General features: G+C 34.0%; 22 protein-coding genes and 1 other annotated feature. Of the genes, 16 read left to right on the top strand and 6 right to left on the bottom strand.

Annotated features, from left to right (window positions below):
* Positions 1-348: 348 nt before the first annotated feature.
* The 10 genes from CKL_RS15750 (at position 349) to CKL_RS15705 (ending at position 9,684) form a co-directional block, all read left to right on the top strand.
* Entirely contained in the window at positions 349-2,658 is a 2,310-nt protein-coding gene (locus CKL_RS15750) for a phage/plasmid primase, P4 family (RefSeq protein WP_012103574.1), read from the top strand.
* Between the two features lie 273 nt (positions 2,659-2,931).
* Positions 2,932-3,831 carry a phage major capsid protein gene (locus tag CKL_RS15745; RefSeq protein WP_012103572.1) on the top strand — a complete coding sequence of 300 codons (900 nt, stop codon included), beginning with the start codon at positions 2,932-2,934 and terminating at the stop codon, positions 3,829-3,831.
* A gap of 75 nt (positions 3,832-3,906) precedes the next feature.
* On the top strand, positions 3,907-4,110 hold the full coding sequence (locus CKL_RS15740) for a transposon-encoded TnpW family protein (RefSeq protein ID WP_012103571.1): 204 nt from the start codon (positions 3,907-3,909) through the stop codon (positions 4,108-4,110).
* A 57-nt stretch (positions 4,111-4,167) separates the two neighbouring features.
* Positions 4,168-5,820: a recombinase family protein gene (locus CKL_RS15735; protein WP_012103570.1), complete on the top strand. Its 1,653-nt coding sequence runs from the start codon at positions 4,168-4,170 to the stop codon at positions 5,818-5,820.
* Positions 5,821-5,942: 122 nt separating this feature from the next.
* Positions 5,943-6,176 (top strand): hypothetical protein, encoded by a 234-nt coding sequence (locus tag CKL_RS15730; RefSeq protein WP_012102220.1) that lies wholly within the window; start codon positions 5,943-5,945, stop codon positions 6,174-6,176.
* 116 nt (positions 6,177-6,292) lie between these two features.
* Positions 6,293-6,667: an Acb2/Tad1 domain-containing protein gene (locus CKL_RS15725; RefSeq protein ID WP_012103569.1), complete on the top strand. Its 375-nt coding sequence runs from the start codon at positions 6,293-6,295 to the stop codon at positions 6,665-6,667.
* Positions 6,668-6,687: 20 nt separating this feature from the next.
* On the top strand, positions 6,688-7,107 hold the full coding sequence (locus CKL_RS15720) for a hypothetical protein (protein WP_012103568.1): 420 nt from the start codon (positions 6,688-6,690) through the stop codon (positions 7,105-7,107).
* A 102-nt stretch (positions 7,108-7,209) separates the two neighbouring features.
* Complete coding sequence (locus CKL_RS15715) at positions 7,210-7,416, top strand: hypothetical protein (protein WP_012103567.1); 207 nt, start codon at positions 7,210-7,212, stop codon at positions 7,414-7,416.
* Positions 7,371-7,955, top strand: a complete 585-nt coding sequence (locus CKL_RS15710) for a DUF2335 domain-containing protein (RefSeq protein ID WP_012102314.1) — start codon at positions 7,371-7,373, stop codon at positions 7,953-7,955. Before CKL_RS15715 ends, CKL_RS15710 begins: the two co-directional genes overlap by 46 nt.
* 544 nt (positions 7,956-8,499) lie before the next feature.
* Positions 8,500-9,684, top strand: a complete 1,185-nt coding sequence (locus tag CKL_RS15705; RefSeq protein WP_012103566.1) for a poly(ADP-ribose) polymerase family protein — start codon at positions 8,500-8,502, stop codon at positions 9,682-9,684.
* A 720-nt stretch (positions 9,685-10,404) separates the two neighbouring features.
* On the opposite strand, the gene CKL_RS20985 is transcribed toward CKL_RS15705, so the two are convergent.
* Positions 10,405-10,569, bottom strand: coding sequence for a hypothetical protein (locus tag CKL_RS20985; RefSeq protein ID WP_187147904.1), 165 nt, complete (start codon positions 10,567-10,569; stop codon positions 10,405-10,407).
* A 178-nt stretch (positions 10,570-10,747) separates the two neighbouring features.
* Between CKL_RS20985 and CKL_RS15695 the strand changes: the two genes are divergently transcribed.
* On the top strand, positions 10,748-11,143 hold the full coding sequence (locus CKL_RS15695; protein ID WP_012103564.1) for a hypothetical protein: 396 nt from the start codon (positions 10,748-10,750) through the stop codon (positions 11,141-11,143).
* 21 nt (positions 11,144-11,164) lie between these two features.
* Here CKL_RS15695 and CKL_RS20980 read toward each other — a convergent pair whose 3' ends face one another.
* The 3 genes from CKL_RS20980 to CKL_RS21860 form a co-directional block, all read right to left on the bottom strand.
* Positions 11,165-11,317 (bottom strand): hypothetical protein, encoded by a 153-nt coding sequence (locus tag CKL_RS20980; protein ID WP_012103563.1) that lies wholly within the window; start codon positions 11,315-11,317, stop codon positions 11,165-11,167.
* A 54-nt stretch (positions 11,318-11,371) separates the two neighbouring features.
* Positions 11,372-11,728: a helix-turn-helix domain-containing protein gene (locus tag CKL_RS15690; RefSeq protein WP_012103562.1), complete on the bottom strand. Its 357-nt coding sequence runs from the start codon at positions 11,726-11,728 to the stop codon at positions 11,372-11,374.
* 210 nt (positions 11,729-11,938) lie between these two features.
* Positions 11,939-12,124: a helix-turn-helix domain-containing protein gene (locus CKL_RS21860; RefSeq protein WP_423200921.1), complete on the bottom strand. Its 186-nt coding sequence runs from the start codon at positions 12,122-12,124 to the stop codon at positions 11,939-11,941.
* Between the two features lie 317 nt (positions 12,125-12,441).
* Here CKL_RS21860 and CKL_RS20975 point away from each other — a divergent pair, with 317 nt between their 5' ends.
* From CKL_RS20975 to CKL_RS15670, 4 genes are all read left to right on the top strand, one after another.
* Positions 12,442-12,585 (top strand): hypothetical protein, encoded by a 144-nt coding sequence (locus tag CKL_RS20975; RefSeq protein WP_155814039.1) that lies wholly within the window; start codon positions 12,442-12,444, stop codon positions 12,583-12,585.
* Positions 12,586-12,631: 46 nt separating this feature from the next.
* Positions 12,632-13,414, top strand: a complete 783-nt coding sequence (locus CKL_RS15680) for an ABC transporter substrate-binding protein (RefSeq protein ID WP_012103560.1) — start codon at positions 12,632-12,634, stop codon at positions 13,412-13,414.
* 59 nt (positions 13,415-13,473) lie between these two features.
* Positions 13,474-13,688, top strand: a binding site (T-box leader).
* A gap of 52 nt (positions 13,689-13,740) precedes the next feature.
* Positions 13,741-16,389, top strand: a complete 2,649-nt coding sequence (locus CKL_RS15675; protein ID WP_012103559.1) for a valine--tRNA ligase — start codon at positions 13,741-13,743, stop codon at positions 16,387-16,389.
* Positions 16,390-16,407: 18 nt separating this feature from the next.
* Positions 16,408-17,760 carry a bifunctional folylpolyglutamate synthase/dihydrofolate synthase gene (locus tag CKL_RS15670; protein WP_012103558.1) on the top strand — a complete coding sequence of 451 codons (1,353 nt, stop codon included), beginning with the start codon at positions 16,408-16,410 and terminating at the stop codon, positions 17,758-17,760.
* A gap of 87 nt (positions 17,761-17,847) precedes the next feature.
* On the opposite strand, the gene CKL_RS15665 is transcribed toward CKL_RS15670, so the two are convergent.
* Complete coding sequence (locus CKL_RS15665) at positions 17,848-18,096, bottom strand: TIGR03905 family TSCPD domain-containing protein (RefSeq protein WP_012103557.1); 249 nt, start codon at positions 18,094-18,096, stop codon at positions 17,848-17,850.
* Positions 18,097-18,261: 165 nt separating this feature from the next.
* Here CKL_RS15665 and CKL_RS15660 point away from each other — a divergent pair, with 165 nt between their 5' ends.
* Positions 18,262-19,155 carry a YncE family protein gene (locus tag CKL_RS15660; protein ID WP_423200906.1) on the top strand — a complete coding sequence of 298 codons (894 nt, stop codon included), beginning with the start codon at positions 18,262-18,264 and terminating at the stop codon, positions 19,153-19,155.
* 5 nt (positions 19,156-19,160) lie between these two features.
* Here the strand turns inward: CKL_RS15660 and CKL_RS15655 are convergent, their stop codons facing one another.
* Complete coding sequence (locus CKL_RS15655) at positions 19,161-19,685, bottom strand: DUF4364 family protein (RefSeq protein ID WP_012103555.1); 525 nt, start codon at positions 19,683-19,685, stop codon at positions 19,161-19,163.
* Positions 19,686-19,706: the final 21 nt, after the last annotated feature.

The raw sequence follows: 19,706 nt of genomic DNA, 5'->3' as shown, positions 1-19,706 counted from the left end.
GTTTTTTTATTTTAAGGGGTTCGAATCAATAGAATTCTTCGCTTATAGATGAGGAAGAAAATTATTTTTAGAAAATCCTCAACTAATGTGCCCTACCGTGGCTATAAGGTGAGAGGAAAAATAATCCCCCAATGAAAGCATAGTTTTTCTCTCACTGCTCCTTGACAACTGAATACCCCGAAATGCAAGAGATACTTCAAGGTGAATATGCCATGACGATAATTCCGAGCGTATTCCTTGAAAGATAACGAGGTTGTGTCAAACAAGGCAAACCCTCTGGAACAGTAGCGTTTCGGGTCATTTTTAACAGGCAAGGAGGTGAAATAACTGAAACCACAATATGATAACTTGCCACAGATACTCAAAATTAAGCCACAGTTTTGCTGTTGGAAATATGAAGAGCGAAGTGGTAGAAAAACCAAAGTTCCCTATAACCCAGTAACGAGAAAAAGGGCAAAACCAAATCAACGTGGTACATTTAAAGATTTTAGTTCGGCGGTAGCTGCTATAAGTGATTATGATGGTATCGGATTTTTGGTGGGTAATGACATATGTGTTATCGACTTAGATGATTGCTTTGATAGCAGCGGTAAGCTTAAACCTATTGCCCAAAGTGTTGTAGAGGCTTTTAGTGGTTGCTATATGGAACACAGTCCATCTGGGAAAGGGTTGCATATTTTCTTTAAGGCCACTGGCTATGACTTTGACAAAACAAAATATTATATCAACAACAGAAAGCTGGGAGTTGAGGTCTATGTGGCTGGAGCAACAAACCGCTTTGTTACCGTAACAGGCAATGTGTATGCAAATGGTGATATACCGGAGAAATCGAATGAACTACAGATGATACTAGACAAGTATATGCTGCGTCCTACCCCTGTGAAGCAACTAGTAGATATAGAAAGCCAATCCTATCTGTCTGACAAGTCTGTTATTGAGAAGGCTTTTAAATCAGTAAACGGAGAAAGGTTCAAAGCATTGTGGCAGGGTGATACATCAGGCTATGCTTCTGCCAGTGAAGCTGATTTGGCACTTTGTGGTATGCTGGCATTTTGGTGTGGCAGGGATATTGGACAGATGGACAGACTTTTTCGGAAAAGTGGACTAATGCGGGATAAATGGAATAGACCGCAGTCCGGCAGTACTTATGGAATGATAACCATACAAAAAGCTATCGCAAGTGTCACTGAGGTATACAAACCGGGCGGCAAGCGTTCCTCAGCCACAGAAGATTTTTTACAGGGGGAATATTCCCTTGCTAATTTAAAGACTGAAAACAATGAGCGTTACCCTTGGACAGATATTGGGGCAAGCAGGCTGTTTGCTGATTATTATAAATCTTTTGCCCGCTATGTTCCCGAAAGGAAGATGTGGTTTTGCTATGAAAACGGCATATGGACTCCCGATATTGGTAATCTCAAAGTGATGGAAATGTGTAAATCATTGGCTAATCAACTGCTAACCTATGCTTTGACTATTCAAGATGAACATCAAAGAAAGGCATACATTGACTATTGCCGAAAGTGGCAGTCAAGAAGATACCGAGAAACGGTACTTAAAGATGCACAGAGTGTATATCCCATATCAATGGCTGAATTCGACCAAGACCCGCAGGTACTCAACTGTGCCAATGGAACATTGTTTTTAACATCCATGGATTTTCATCCCCACAACAGCGAGGACAGACTTACAAAGATATCTGGCGTTAAATATGATCCAGAAGCAAAAAGTGAGCGATGGGATAGATTTATTTATGAGATTATGAGCGGAGATGAGGAAAAGGCAAAATTCCTCCAAAAGGCCTTTGGTTACAGTATCAGCGGAGACACTCGGTATGAATGCCTGTTTGTTCTCTATGGTGCTACAACTCGAAACGGTAAAGGTACGCTATGTGAGAGCATTCTTAAGGTATTAGGCAGTTATGGCTGTACCGCAAGGCCGGAGACTATCAGTCTGAAAAAGAACAATAACAGTTCAAGTCCAAGTGAAGATATTGCCCGGCTTGCAGGAGTACGCTTTGTGAATATCTCCGAACCTAGCAGAGGACTTGTCCTAAATGCTGCACAGGTAAAAAGCATGACGGGTGGTGACACCATTAACGCAAGGTTTCTACATGAGAATTCCTTTGATTTTTCGCCAAAGTTTAAGCTGTATATCAACACCAATTATCTGCCCGTTATTACGGATATGACACTGTTTTCCAGTGGCAGAGTGGTAATCATCCCTTTTGAACGACACTTTGATGAAAGCGAGCAGGATAAAAACTTAAAACGTGAATTCGCCAAACCAAAGAATCAAAGTGCTATCCTCAACTGGCTAATTGAAGGCTATCAGCTGTTAAAGAAAGAAGGCTTGACTTTACCTGATTCCGTTAAGACAGCAACGGAGGCTTATAAACGTGACAGCGACAAAATAGCATTATTTTTCGAGGATGCCTTGGAGGAAAGTCCTAATAGTGAGGTGCGGACATCCGAAGTGTATGCCCGGTATCAGCGTTGGTGCAGTGCCAATGGATGTTATTCGGAGAATGCAAGAAACTTCAAACAAGCATTAACAGCTATCGCCCGTGTAGAACGGAAACGACCACGTTCTGGTGGTGGGATGACCACAATGCTTATCGGATATAAGCTGACAGAAGAAGAATTTTTTCTTATTTAAACACAGTGTAGCAGCTTGTAGCAAGAAAAACAGGTTATATAAAAAATCGCTCTCGTATAGAGAGTTTAGTTTTTACCTGCTACATCTTGCTACAAAGCTTAAAACCAGTGAAAACAATGGATACAACTCCATGTGTTAATACCTGCCCCTAGGGGAGGTCAAATCTCCACACTTTTTCATCTGGACAACGGGCGTGGGGCAACGCGTAAAAAAACGCGGTTTCAAACGGGGTATATACCCCACAATCAATTTTAATTTAGGAGGTAAACGATTATGGCAACATCAACAACTTATAATAGAGCGTTTTGGAATGTTATGAAAGGAAAAGAAGAAAATAATCAAAATCTAAGAGAGGGTTTTGATAATGCAGGAGCCTATGTCGCACCAGACGAGTTCCGAGAAGGCTTTAACACTGCTTTGGCAAAGGAGAATATACTCCGCAGATTTGCTACTGTTATCAATCTATCTTCTGCAGAAGGTAAAATTCAAGCGGTATCCTCAACAGGGACAGCAGATTGGGTTGAAGACGGAGATCCAATCCCCGAAAGTGCCGATACATTTACACAGTTTCTGGTGAAATCATACAAGCTGGCATCTCTTGTCAAGCTAAACCGCTCATTCGTCACCGATATGAACTTTAATCTTGAAAAATATCTGATGGGTGATTTTGCGAAGCGTTTTGGCAAGGCTGAGGAAAATGCATTGCTTAATGGAAATGGCACAACTCAGCCAACAGGTATACTTACGGCAGACGCAGATGTAACTACAGCAGACAATAGTACCATCTCTTTTGATGAGATTATCTCTCTGTATTTTTCATTAAAAGATGAATATCGCAATAACGCTGTGTTTATTATGCACGATAATACAGCCATGCTTCTTAGAACCCTTAAGGATACAAGCGGCAGTTATCTGTGGAATTCTTCAGACAACACCATCTTCGGAAAGCCTGTAGTTACCTCTCCATATATGCCTACAGTATCAGCAGGAGCGAAAAGCATTGTATTTGGAGATTTATCATACTACTGGCTGATTGAACGTCAACCAATAACGATAAAAAAATTAAGTGAGTTATATGCATTGCAGGGGCAAATTGGATTTTCTGCTTACGAGAGATTGGATGGCAAGCTAATTCAACCGGATGCTCTGAAAATATTACAAATAAAAGCTTAAATAATGGATTAGGCACTGGGTAATCAATTCGGCTCAGTGCCAGTCCCTTCAAAACATCGGACAGGAGGTCACGATATGGAGAATCAAAGTAACAGCCGCACAACCAAATCCGATATCGGAGGTACGGTCTATGTGGTGGAATCACGAGTAAGTGATTCAGCAAAGGAAAGTGCATATTCCAAGCTGAAACGACTGATTACGGTCAACGCAAAAAGCCTTTCAAAGTTATCAAATAGTTCAAATAAACCCACGGAAATCAACTCGACTTCTTCAAGGTAGTACGGTAATATACATAGTGCTAAACCGCTTGAAGACTGTCGGAAATGGAGGAGAAAAATGAATAGACAGTCAACATTTAGCACTATACGTAAATCAACATTAGCATTTGAAGAAGCGAAAATTACTGCTCTTTACTGCAGGCTTTCCCGTGATGATGAGCTTGCAGGAGACAGCAACAGTATAGTAAACCAGAAGGCAATTCTAAAAAAATATGCTGAGGACAACGGTTTTCGTAACATCGAATTTTATGTGGATGATGGGGTCAGCGGTACAACTTTTGATAGACCAGACTTTAACCGCATGATTGCAGATGTAGAGTCCGGTAGAATTGGAACGATTATCATCAAGGATATGTCCCGATTCGGCAGGGATTACCTTAAAGTAGGATATTATACCGAGATTATGTTTCCTGAAGCAGATGTACGATTCATTGCTATTAACAACGGTATTGATAGTGCAAACCAAGCAGACAGTGACTTTACACCGTTTCTTAACATTATTAATGAATGGTACGCTAAGGATACTAGCAAGAAAATCCGTGCTGTGTTCAAATCCAAGGGACAGTCCGGTAAGCCACTCTGCACCAATCCGCCTTACGGTTATATTAAAGACCCTGAGGATAAGTTGCACTGGATTATAGATGAGAAAGCCGCCGAGGTGGTCAGAGATATTTTCCGACTGTGCATGGCTGGCTTTGGACCTACGCAGATAGCAAAGCAACTTGAAAAGCGATGCATTGATACACCTACGGTGCATCTTCGCAAAATGGGTATTAACACTCCAGCAAGACCGCCTGAAAACCCATATGCTTGGTCGGCTCGTACCGTAGCAGATATTCTGGCTAAAATGGAATATCTAGGTCACACAGTGAATTTCAAGACTTCTAAAAAGTCCTACAAGAGCAAAGTCAAGATAATGAACAATCCAGAAGAATGGCTGGTTTTCAAAAATACCCATGAAGCAATTATCGATGAGGGCACTTGGGAAACAGTGCAGAAAATCAGAGATGGCAAGCGAAGACCATCACGATTAGGTGAAATGGGAATGCTTTCTGGCATGATGTTTTGTGCCGACTGTGGGGCAAAGCTGTATCAGGTTAGAGGCAAGGGATGGACACACGATAAGGAATATTTCGTTTGTGCTACTTACCGCAAGAAAAAGGGTATGTGCAGTTCACATCAGATACGTAATGTTGTAGTGGAACAGCTTTTGCTAGAAGACTTAAGACGTGTAACCTCCTTTGCCAAAGACCATGAACAGGAATTCATCCGTATAGTTATGAATAATTCAGAAAAGGAACTTGCCAAAGAACTCCGCCAAAGTCAAAAGGAGTATGAACAAGCACAGACTCGCATTGCTGACATAGACAAAATCATTCGAAAGCTATATGAGGATAATGTGATGGGCAAAATTCCCGAAGAGCGTTTTTACAAGATGTCAGCTGAATATGAAGCCGAGCAGAAGGCTCTGGAAGAAAAGATAACTGAATTAAAACATACCATTGATACAGCAAATGAACAGTCCCTCAATACCGACCGCTTTTTAGCACTAGTTAAAAAGTACACAGAAATTACAGAATTGGATGCAGAGATTATCCGAGAGTTCATTGACAAAATTATTGTATTTAAGGCTGAAAAAGTAGATGGCCGCAGAACCCAGCGGATTCAAATTTTCTATAACTGCATTGGCGCTATCGACTTACCAAACTAAACGAAAAAACGGCATAGCCGAATATCAACGACTATGCCGAATTTTTCAGGAATTAATAATCCCTATCTGACCGCTCCTAAAAGGCTCCTTTTTAAATTATAAAGATTATGGAGGAATGTAAAATGGATTATGAAAAGTTTTTAAAGGATGTAAAAGAAGGTAATGCAGAAGATGTAAAAAAAGATGTAGAAGAATTGCAGGAAAACTTAAAAGAGTTAGATACTATTGGAAAGCTAGTTGATTACCTGAAAACGCTAGATCCAAATAAAAAAGTTCTGATTGGGGGCAATTGTATGCCTATTATTTTAAGACTCTGTGACATCAGAGAAAAGGACAATAAAGTTTATCTAGGGTAGTATTTAAATTCTCATTCTATCTTTTCTCTGATGGAGTGAGAATTTTCTTATGTAAGGCTAGTAAAATAGCCATTTTTTAAATTATCAAATTATAAAAATTATGGAGGAATGAGAAAATGAAATTATCAACAATACAAAAAAGAGAAAATTTAAATCAGGTGTTTTCAAAGGATGAAGTAGGACCAGGTGGAGCACACCATAATTATTTAGTGATGAGTAATGAATTGGATTTTAAAACTCAAGAACCGTTAGTTGCTACAGAAATACAGTTCCAGAAGGGGCCGAGGAAAGAGGAAGGGTCTACCCCGGGTGTAATTGATACGGATTTACTTGAAATAGTAAGAGATAGATTAAAGAGTTTCCAGAGTGGATCATTTTCAAGCAGAGAAAATGCATGTGCTTTAACGCATATCGAAGAAGCTCTTATGTGGATGAACAGACGTGTTGAGGATAGAATTGAGAGAAATGTGCTTGGGAAAAATGAAAAATAAAATTTTAGGAGGTAATACAAATGAAAGAACAAATATTAAGCATGGGAGTACAGTTTATTATAGGAGTGGTTGGGATTATAGGTACTTTTGTGTTAAAGAAGGTCGCAGATGCAGTAGAGGTGCAGAAACAGGCTCTTGCGGCAAAAAAAGGAGCAGATAATTACAATCGTGCTCTTAGTGTTGCAAAGGGGCTGTATTATGTGTTGGAAGATGAATTTAAATCTTTGGCCAAAGCCGGAGATGCCAAGAGAGCAGAAATGGAAAAGAGATTACTGCAGATAATACCAGGGCTTACACAGAATGAATTGGATGCTATAAATAAAGAGGTATGTAATGGGGTTATCAAGATAGGGGAAGGGATATTGACACCTATTCAGGTGAAGGAAGGGACTGCAGAAAATACAGATGGTGCAACAGTTCCAGTACAACCAGCTCAATAATTTTAACCCTAGGTCATTAATTTGGCCTAGGGTGTACTTTTTTATAGCAAAATGTTATTATATATTTACATAGTATTATATATTAGTGGGAGGGATGATTGTATGAAATTAATTTACCAAAAGCTAAAATTAAATAAAAAGACAATTGTAAATTTAAATGAATTAAAGAAAGCATATTGGGACAAGCAGCCATTAATAGGAATTAGCACGTCAGATATTGATAAGATGAAAAATGACTGGGATAAAGTTGGAGGAGATTTAAAGTGGGCAATAAAAAGATATCAGGAGGACTACAAGATGGTGAAATAAAGCCAGAAGAAACTTCAAAAGAAGAAAATGGAGAAGAGATTTTACCTAAAGAAGCGGAAGGGATTCCACAAGAAAAAGTAGAAGCTTCTGAAATACTAAACAAAGAAGACTTAAAAAAAGAAAACAGAACTTTAAAAAGAAAAGTATTTAGAGGATCAATTTTTACAGGCCCCCTTCCGCCTCCAGAAATTTTTGAGAAATACGAAAAAGTATGTCCTGGTGCAGCTGATAGAATAATATGTATGGCGGAAAAACAAATGAACCATAGACATAGTTTAGAGGAAAAGTTTTTAGATTCAAGTTCGAGGAATAGTATCGTAGGAATAATATCTGCACTTATTGTGTCAATTACTGTGATTGTTGTTGGAGGGGTATGCATAGTAAAGGGTTACTCTATATCGGGAACTATATTTGGAGGAATGGGAATAGCAACTATTGTAACGACCTTTCTTAGAAATACAAAAATGAAAAATGAAAAATATGATAAAGATGTTGAAGTAGATGATAATGCGGATATCGAACATAACAAAAATAAATGATTAAAGTAAATGTATATTAAACTAATTAATGAGTGGTAGTATATGTTCAAAATTATTTTTAAGGTTATCTTTGTTTTACATAGCAAAAGCCCTGGTGAACTCCAGGGCTTTTATAGATTAAAACATATTGAAACGATATTAAAGAGATAACATAGTAGTTTTGTAAGCATTAATTATTATATCCAAATTCAATAAATTCAAAACAAAAGAAAGCTTTATGCCTTGAAACCATTTACACGCCTTGTAAAATCATATATCATATACTTATAAGGCTAACCCCCTTAATTAATTTTTCACAACCTAAAATAAGTTTAATTTTTTTAAATCAACACTCCAAATACATTTTCCAAACCTGCTGGATTTTCTGGCAGGGTTTATTTTTATTGTCAAGACTTGTCCTTTTTGGTAAAAAGCTATACAATAAAAAAGAAACCATGACGACTACCAATCTTAATGGTTTCTTAAAACAAAACGTATTTCATTGAATATACCTCTATTATACCATATATTCTTTGGAATGCTAGTGTGATGGGGAGAATAACTTATGGATATAGAGCAAAATAACTTACTTGACTTGATTAAATGCTTGAATATAAAAGTTATAGACAGTAGTGTTAACTTTTGGATGGTAAGAACCAAAAAGGGATTTTTTTATGATGAATTTATTCGAGAAAAGTTTATAGCATTAGGTTGGAATGCTATTACAAAAGATAAAATTTTGAACGTAGTAAATGAAGAGAATAAAAAGGAATTAAAGCAGAAAAAATTAGAAATAAAAAAGTATATAGAAAGAAAATATCCTATAACTATAAAAACTAAACAGGCCATTAAAAATTTCAATAAATGTGTTCGATTTTTCTATGAAATGAAAGATGGAGATATAGTTATGATACCAAGTCATGGGAATAATTCAATTTGTTTCGCCAGGGTAGGAGAATACTATGAAGATATTAATTGTACCTATGAGAAAGAATTAGAAATAATAAATAGAATAGATTCTAAAGAAAGTTATGGAATAGAAGAAATTTGTCCATATAAAAAGCGTAGAAAAATAACTATTTTAAAGACTATAGATAGCGAAAGAATCAACATTAATTTGTATAAAGCATTAGCATCATATCATGGGTTAAGCGATATAAATGATTATTCAGATTTTATATTAAGTTCTATATATAATATATATTATAGAAATAATAAAATTAATATAGTGTTTAATATCGAAAAGGAAAAAGAGATAGGAGCTATTGATTTTTCAAAATTCATGTATAATATTTCACAGTTTTTTTATAGCATGGATAATAGTATAAATGTTTCCACAAAGATGAATTTAAATTCACCGGGAGACGTTGTTTTTATAGTGCAACAAATACAAAATAATTGTAATAATGTAATAAACGTAATAAGTTCCACAAAAGTGTTGTTTGGTATTATATGTGTTTGGATAGCCATAGGAGGAGGTAAAATTGGGCCCATACAACTTCCTAATGCTATGGATTTATTTATAAAGTATAAAGAACATAGGATTAAAATGAAAAATGAATATTTAAATAAAGAACTAAAAGAAAAACAAATTGAGGAAGAAGATTTAAAACTTAAACAAGAAAAGATTAAATTGCTAGAATTATGTAAAGAAATAAATATAGCATCCTCTAATCTAGAAGTGAATAAAGATGATGTTAATAATGTTATTGATTTTAATAAATATCGTCATGAAAAACATGATAAGTAGAAGGAACGTAATATTTTGTAGTAATATATATTGCTAACAAAATATTAGAAGCCAATAAAAACATGTTGATATATCCATAAAACATAATATAAAACTTATTAAAAAAAATTTTTAATAAGTGAACTATAAGAAAAGTACTTAAGGATAAAAGCATTAAAAATGTAATTATATATGAAAATATTATATATATTTTTCTTATATATTTTTTCATTTTAACGTCCTCCTTATTCTAAGTATATTATCAATAATCAAAAAAATCAATGCATTAATTTTATATATAAGTACAAATATACTAAATAAAGCATGGATTTACATTAAAATCTTTAAGTATAATTCAAAAAGAGTCCACAAAAGCCCCAGGACCAAACCCCAGGGCTTTCACCAATTAGAACAATAATGAGTGATTTTAAAGTATTCTTATGACATTAACCATTATACCCAATTTTAAACATTTTATATTTATTTCCTAAAGCTTTTGTGATATTATGATTATAATATGAACCTTAATATGAGATGTATTTAAATTACCTGCATGTACTAATACATAATTTTGGTTGTTTGTTGAACCTTAACAAGAGTTGTATTTTAATTTTCCATTGGTGCCATTAGTACCGTCTTTTCCATATAGAAATGATAATCAAACCAAAACTGGTAACAAACAAAAGCCCTCCGCCTAATCAGCTGGAGGGCTTAATCATAAAAAAAGAGAGCCTCAAGCCCTCAAATCTTCTTCCACGTATGATAGAACCAATCAGTTTTTTCTTTACCGAAGTGTCTTGCCACCTCTTCCTTAACTTTCTCATCATATATACAATCAGACTTATAGTTATTAGCAATTTCAAATACTTTATTGTACATTAAAGCAAATAATTCCCTATTAGACATTACCATATAACCATCCCCCTTTTATTCCATTATACCTTTTCTAGAAGCCTTGTAAAACCCACCTAAACCAAATACCTCCACAATGTGTAAACCAAACCAATTCCCTATAATATCTGTAATTTCTACAACTCCTATGCTAGAATTTACCTTAGTAATACTTCGGGGAGGGGATAGAGTCATGGCTATAAGATGTAAAGAGTGTATATTCAAGGATATAGATGGGGGTGAATATCCTTGTAATGATTGCAGTGAAATTATGGATATAAAAGGATATAAGGGTAGTGTTAAAAGTCATTTTACAGGATGGTCTAAAGAAAATATTAATGCAATAAAAAATTCCAAAGAAAAATTAAAGAAAAGACTTGAGAATATTATAAATCCAGATTTAAAAATACATGCAGAATTTTCTATTACATCTGATGGAAATGTGGTGATAACCGCATTTTCAAAAGATAGTATTAGAGAAGTTACTATCTATCAAATAACAGACACAGGGGATGAGCTAATTGAGAAGATAATAAAATTAGATAGTAAATTATTTACCAGCCTTAAAAAGTTCATACGTGTAAGATAAATAGGATATTAAAGAAGGAGCTTAGTGCCCCTCTTTTTCTTTTTCAGACAGCCATTTGTATAATAACTGATTTATTAAATTGCTCAAACTTTGATTTTCTCCATCTCTGACAAGTTCTATTCTAACAGCCTTTTTTAAATCAGGTTCTAAATATATAGTAGTTTTTTCATTCATAAACAACACTCAATCCGTATTTATAGAATGGAATAATAAAACTCTAGCTTTATTTTAGCTAGAGCCTTTCTGTTCATCTTTATCAATTTTATAATTAAGGGCATCCAATAAGTTGAAAACAAGTTGCTTGTTCTTTTCACACAATTTATTATATTTGTCCAGAAGTTGTTTTTCTTTTATCGTTAATGCTATTGTATCATTTATATCTAAAAGCCAATCGGCAGATACATTATATGCTTCACATATAGCTTTTATAAACTCCGCGCTAGGCATAGATATACCATTTTCTATGTAACTTAAAGTTGTTCTGGAAAACGGTGGCCTAAGTCGAGCGATAAATTCTTCTTGAGTTAACTCAAGCCCCATGCGCAAATCATAGATTTTATCTCCAAAAGACTTTTTTAATCCCATGTAAATTCTCCCATCTAAACATATATCAGGGATATCCTACCATAAAATGAGCGTATATCAATGAAATGTCGTTATATAGACTATATATAAAATAAATGTCCGTATAACGACATAAAATAGTAAAGTTATTTTTTTGTTTTATAACAATTCTTATAGTTGCAATATGTACATTTATTTTCCAAGGAATAAAAAGGACAATAGGGTTGCCCATCATAAAAATATAGAAATAATATTATGGGGCATAACAAAAAAAATATCGCACACCTTCCTTATAAAGGCAATCTTTATAATATTGATTTTATAAACAGAATTGTTTTCTAACTTACTTAATGTGCCTTGGCTTATACCAAGCTTTCTAGCCATTTGATTTTGCGTAAATCCTAATTTTTTTCGCATATTTTTAAACAAGAAAAACCACCTCAACCTACATTTTACGACACAATATTTGTATTTTATACAAGAAAATAATGGAATGTCTAATTTTGCAATATGATATTCCGCCCAGGAATATTATTTGTGGTATCATTATAGGCAATAAAAGGTGCACCGTTTAAATATCAAGGATAGGGGGGATTCTTAGATGTTAAATAAAATATTAGGAAAAAAGAATGCACTAGAATGATGTGGATATGTTAGTAATTTTATGGTATTATTATAGTAGTTGATTAGAACAGATGTTCTGTAAAAGAGATGTAGTTAGAGGGGGATTTTAAATGAACTTACTTTCTTTACAGCAAATTCAATTTGAAGCAGAAAAACTAGAGCTTGAACTTTCTATAGAGTATAATAAAGATACTTTTCTACAGAAGATATATGATTTTATATTGGATTTAAATTCGAAGGACAGCCCCAATTAGGGGGTTACTTATAATTTGTGTTTTTGTTTGGGTAGCAGATAAAACTATGCAGCAGGTACTTAGCGGAAGCTGCGATATAGGATTTTGTGGTCCTGAACAAACCATATATATATATAATCAGAAACGAGAGGATTTTCCTGTGATTTTTGCACAATTAACTTCTACAGATGGTTCTTTCTTGGTGGGAAGAAATAAAGAAGAAGATTTTAAGTGGGAATCTGTAAAAGGAAAAACTATAATTGGAGGGAGACCTGGGGGAGTTCCAGAGATGACACTGGAATATGTACTTAAAAATCACGGCATACAACCTGGCAGAGATGTAAATATAATAACAAATCTAGCCTATACTGCTACAGCCGGTGCATTTAAAGCTAGTACGGGAGATTATGTGGCTCTTTTTGAACCAACAGCCAGTATGCTCCAAAAAGATAAAAATGGTTATATAGCAGCCTCAATAGGTAAATCTGCAGGTAACATTCCATATACCTGTTATTTTGCTACAAAATCCTATATATCAAAGAATCCTGAAATTATACAAAGGTTTACTAAGGCTATTTATGAAGGCCAAATGTGGGTTAAAGAACACAGCGATGAGGAAGTAGCCCAATCTATCAAATCATTTTTCCCTGGAACTAGTGAAGACATATTAAAGTCTGTAGTGAAAAATTATAGAGATATAGATGCCTATGCAGATACACCTGTTATACAAGAAGAAGATTTAAACAGGCTTATGGATATAATACAGTCCTATAAAGCTGATTTAATACCTGAAAGGCCCCCTTTTAATAAGATAGTCAATAATTCTTTTGCAAAAGAAGCTATTAAATAAAATTTCTTGACAGCCTAAAAATTAAGGTTATAATAAAAATATATAAAATTAAATTAAGTGTAATCACTGTGAAAAAGAGGAGTAGAGGTAATAGAGTATAAAGAGAGGAAAACTTATTAGTTGAGAGGTTTTCTATATAAGTTATCTCCAAGGTAGCTTTAGAGTTTCTTTACTGAAATATTCAGTAGGTAAAGACGGTTTCTTAATCGTTATTTTTTTAAGAGTCTGTGATTTTACAGGAAAAAAGGTGGTAACGCGGGCCTCCGTCCTTTATTGGGATGGAGGCTTTTTATAATGAAATTATATTTGTAAGAGGAGGAATTTTAATGTCAGAAAAAAAAGAAATGGCAACTACTTATAATCCAAAAGCATTTGAAGAAAGGCTTTATAATATTTGGCAGGAAAAAGGCTATTTTACACCTAAAGCAGATCACACAAAAAAGTCCTATACTATAGTGATCCCCCCTCCAAATATCACAGGAAAGCTGCATTTAGGTCATGCACTGGATGATACCATTCAAGATATAATAATAAGAACCAAGAGGATGCAAGGGTACAATACATTATGGGTGCCGGGAGAAGATCATGCCAGTATAGCCACAGAAGTTAAAGTAGAAAAGGAACTTTTAAAAGATGGAGTTGTAAAGAAGGAGATAGGAAGAGAGGCTTTTCTTAAGAGAACCTGGGAATGGACTGATGAATATAGGGCCAGGATAAGGGAGCAGATAAAAAAATTAGGCTGTTCTGTGGATTTCACACGGGAAAGATTCACTATGGATGAGGGGCTGAATAAGGCCGTTAGAAAGTTTTTTGTAAAATTATATGAAGAAGGATTTATATATCAGGGAAATAGAATAATAAACTGGTGTCCTAAGTGCCATACTGCCATATCCGATGCGGAAATTGAGTACGGTGAGCAGCAGGGCCATTTTTGGCATATAAAATATAAAGTAATTGACAGTGATGAGTATCTGGAAATAGCAACTACAAGACCGGAGACTATGTTTGGAGATACAGCTATTGCAGTGAACCCTGAGGATGAGAGATATAAACATCTGATAGGAAAAACTGCACTGCTTCCAATCTTAAATAGGGAGATACCAATAGTTTCTGATGACTACGTAGATATGGAATTTGGTACAGGAGCAGTAAAAATAACTCCAGCTCATGACCCTAATGACTATTATGTAGGTAAAAGACATAATTTACCTGAAATCATAGTATTAAATGAAAATGGGACTGTAAAACTTCCAGGAACCAAATATGATGGACTTGACAGATATGAAGCTAGAAAATTATTGGTAAAGGATTTAGAAGAGCAGGGATTTTTGGTAAAAGTAAAGGAACATGTACATAACGTAGGTTGTCATGACAGATGTGAGACTACTATTGAACCTATGCTCTCAAAGCAGTGGTTTGTAAAGATGGAGTCCCTTGCAAAGCCCGCTGTAGATGTAGTAAAAAATAAAAAAGTTAAATTTATACCGGAAAGATTTGAAAAAACTTATTTTAACTGGATGGAAAATATTCAAGATTGGTGTATATCCAGACAGCTGTGGTGGGGACATAGAATTCCAGTGTGGTATTGCAAAGACTGTGGAGAAGTTATAGTAAGTGATAGGGATCCTTCAAAGTGCAGCAAGTGTAATTCTAGCAATATAGAGCAGGATAAAGATGTACTGGATACCTGGTTTAGTTCTGCCCTATGGCCTTTTTCCACATTGGGCTGGCCTGAAAATACAGAGGATTTAAAGTGCTTTTATCCTAATAATACCTTAGTTACAGGGTACGATATAATATTTTTCTGGGTAGCACGTATGATATTTTCTGGATTATATTGTATGGATGATATTCCTTTTGAAAATGTATTGATACATGGAATTGTGAGAGATTCAGAAGGAAGAAAAATGTCTAAATCCCTTGGAAATGGTGTTGATCCAATAGAAGTAATAGGTGAATATGGGGCAGATGCACTTAGATTTGCACTTATTACAGGAAATGCACCGGGAAATGATATAAGATATTATCCAGAAAGGGTAGAGTCTGCTAGAAATTTTGCCAATAAAATATGGAATGCTTCAAGATTTGTACTTATGAATTTAGATGAAAATATAATGGATAAGTACAAAGCATGCAGGGAGTATAGTGATGCAGATAAATGGATACTTTCAAGGTTAAATACTTTGGCAAAGGAAGTAACGGATAATATAGAGAAGTTTGAACTTGGAATAGCCGCGCAAAAAATGTACGATTTCATCTGGGGTGAATTCTGTGACTGGTATATAGAACTTGTAAAGCCAGTTATGTACGGTGGAAGTGAAAAAGAGAAGGGAGTTGCATACAATGTGTTGAACAATGTACTTGTTACTTCGCTTCAACTGTTCCATCCTATAATGCCATTTATAACGGAGGAAATATACTCTCATCTTTATACGGATTGTGAATCCATAACTGTTTCATCCTGGCCAGAATATAATGAAAAGTTTAAGGATTCAAAAGTAGAAAAAGATATGGAATATATTATAGAGGCCATTAAAGCAATCAGAAATGTAAGGGCAGAAATGAATGTACCATTTTCAAAAAAGGCAAAATTATTAATATATATAACGGAGAAAAATGCATTGGATACTTTTAAAAATGGGGAAGAATATTTTAAGAAGTTGGCTTCTGCCAGTGAAATTGAATTTTTAGATGATAAGAGTAAGGTTTCAGAAAATGCGGTATCTGCAGTAACTACAGGAGCTGAATTATTTATTCCTCTTCTGGAGATTGTAGATAAAGACAAGGAAATTGAAAGACTCAGTAAGGAAAAAGAGAAATTAGAAAAGGAAATAAAAAGAGTAGATAGTAAACTTTCAAATGAGAAATTCCTCTCAAAAGCGCCAAAGTCTGTTGTGGATGGAGAGAGAGAAAAAGGGGATAAGTATAGAGAAATGCTTGAAACTGTAATTGAGAGATTGGAAAGTCTAAAATAAAATATGGGATGAGGCATTATGAATTATAAGGATACATTGCAGTATATAAACAATATTGCTAAATTTGGAGTGAACTTAGGTCTTGAAAGAACGGAAAAAATATTAGAGCTTTTAGGGAATCCACATAAAAAAATAAAAGCTGTACATGTTGCAGGAACTAATGGAAAAGGTTCTATTACTGTGATGATAAGTAGGGTATTAATGGAGGCCGGATTTAAAGTGGGCATGTATACTTCTCCTTATTTAGAGAAATTTGAAGAGAGAATTCAAATAAATGGGAAAAATATATCCCATGATGATTTAAGCAGAGTAGTTACTAAGGTATCGAAGGCGGTAGATAAAGTTTTACAACTGGGCTATGATAATCCAACGGAGTTTGAAGTAATCACCTGTGCTATGTTCTATTATTTCTGGGAAAAAAAAGTAGAAATAGCGGTAATTGAAGTAGGACTTGGAGGAAGATTTGATTCTACCAATGTCATGGTTTCCTTTGCCAAAGAGTGTGAAGGGGGAGTTATGGCAAGTGTAATTGCCTCCATAAGTTATGATCACATGAACATATTGGGTGATACTTTAGAGAAAATAGCCTATGAAAAGGCAGGAATAATCAAAAAAGGTATTCCCGTAATACTTTATCCTCAGTCGGAATCCGTTGAGAAGGTCATAGAAAAAGTATGTGAGGAAAAGGGCAGTGAACTTCTAAAGGTTCCTGTAAATTCTTCTAATCTTATAGGTGGAAATAAGATTGACAGCGGAAGCAGAGAATATGTACAGCAGGTAAAAATAGCTACCAAAGAAGCCGATTATGACATTAAACTATCTCTTTTGGGTAAACATCAGCTTTTAAATTGTGCCGCAGCTTTATTTACTTTAGAACAATTATCCAGATATGATATTTTGGTGGATAAGTCTGTAATATCAAGAGCGTTAGGTAATGTAAGCTGGAAGGGAAGGCTTGAAGTCATGGGCAGAAATCCATTGGTAGTGATAGATGGAGCTCATAATATACAGGGAATTTCAATGCTTAAAGAAAATATATGTAGGTATTTTCAATATAATGATATGATTTTAATACTTGGTATACTGGCAGATAAAGAAGTAGAGAAGATGGTAAAGACCATTGTGCCTCTCGCAAAAAGGGTTATGGCAGTTACCCCCAAAGATAAAAGAGGGCAAATAGCAGGTAGACTGAAAACTATAATAGGAAAGTATAACTCTAATTGTGAAGATTTTAATGATTATGAAAAAGCATATAGAAAAGCACTTTCTTATTGTAGTAAAGAGGACTTAATTTTAGTGTGTGGTTCGCTGTATATGGTAGGAGATATGAGGAAGATTATAAAAAGACATGGTGATGTATCAGATAATTAAAGTAGTTATTTCCAACTGGTGGTATTAGTTAATTCCAGCGTTCCGATAAAGAACATATTTTACCTTTAAAAATATGTTCTTTATGTTTTAATTCTTTGCAGCAAATTCTTTGAGAGCAGTTGCCAGTTGATCAGGACAGGAGGTACCTTTTCCATTGCAGGAAATACCCTGCAGTTTTTTTATGGCTTCATTTAAATCCATTCCCTCCACTAATCGGGATATCCCCTGAAGGTTGCCATTACATCCTCCTATAAAATTTACATTTTTAATCTTATTGTCAGATATATCAAAATTTATTTGTCTTGAACATACTCCTTTTGTTATATAACTATACATTTCATCACCTTATTCTATAAAAATAAATTTATTTTATCTCAAGTTTGAACCTAAGAATCATTTTATAAAATAATTATATAGAATATAAATCACTTATACAAGAAAATAATTTGGTATTGTTATTACCCATTTTGATACATACTCATATTATATTTGTAGGGGGTGATGGTATTGGACTATCTTTATGTATGTAGCACTTCTTCTGATCTTGTATCAAAGGTTAACTTGGATGATTTTCATGAAGAAAAGAAAATACATTTAAAGTCTGATGATATAATTTATAGAGTTGGACCTCAAGGCATATGTGTGGGTAATGATAAGATTATAACTGCCAATAGATATAATAATGCCATAACTATAATAGATAAGAAAAATGAAGTTCAAGAAGAAAGTTATTATATAGGAGAATGCTGCAATGATGCAGTGGTTTATGGCAATAATGTTTATATAATATGTGGAGATTTAAATAGTGTATTAATATTTGATTTAAAATTGAAGAGAGTAGTTGAACGCATACCCTGTGGAAATCTTCCCTATAGTATATGCCTAAATAAGGAAAGAAAATTATTATTAATAGCCAACATGAAAGATGACAGTATAACTTTAATAGATTGTGAAAATAGAGAATATGTAAAAAATGTAAGAGTGGGCTGCTATCCCACTAAAGCTGTATTTACGGTAGATGGAAAACATGTATTAATATGTGAGAGTAATATAGGATCGGAATTTAAGGGAAGTATAGCTATTTTGTCTTTGAAAAACTATAAAATCATAAATAGAATTATTGTAGGAAATTCTCCTATGGATATATATTGTAATAGCAGATATGGTTTCGTAGCTAATTTTGGTGATGGAACCATAAGTATTCTAGATATAAATAATTATAAAGAAAAAAAGAGAATAATTGTAGGGGGTATGCCAAGAAATGTAATAAAGTATAAAGATAATTTATATATAGGTGATAACTATAATAATTTACTTATAAAATTAAATATAAAAAATGAAAGTAAAAAATATATACCTATAGGAGGGGAACCTACAGGTATGATTATAAATTGAAGTTTTTAATTTTCCATGAGAGATTCCACAATTTTCTGATAAAGTTCTGAAAAATTTTTTTCCCATTTTTTACACAATTTTTTTGCCTTTTTATCAGAATCTACATTTAATTTTATTTCCATTAATATAGAATCATTCTCTGATATCTTTAAATCTACAATAAAATTATTTTTGTCTTTTAAAACATGAGTATTTATTGAAAGGTGTTCTTTTATGTTTTTGCTTTGTTTTTCTAAATAATGGTCTATGATATCTAGTTTGTCTTTTGAAATTCTATTTTTAAATAAGCATAATACTTTTAACCCCTTCTCGGTAATTATTAGATTATGATTATTAGCTTTATCTATCTGAGTGATAAAATTAGAAGACAAAAGTTCATTTAAATATTGTTTCATAGTAAAATAATTTATAAAATCATTCTCTAGTATAATTTCAGTTATGGCATTATCTGAAATAGGGAATTTGATTTTTTTAAATATATAAAGTAATAATAATTTATTTTCTGCAAGTTCCAAAGTATCTTCAAACATTATAAAATCCTCTCCATATAA

Source organism: Clostridium kluyveri DSM 555 (genome assembly GCF_000016505.1).
In the GTDB taxonomy this organism is placed as follows: Bacteria; Bacillota; Clostridia; order Clostridiales; family Clostridiaceae; genus Clostridium_B; species Clostridium_B kluyveri.
This window is presented reverse-complemented; position numbering and strand designations above follow the sequence as displayed.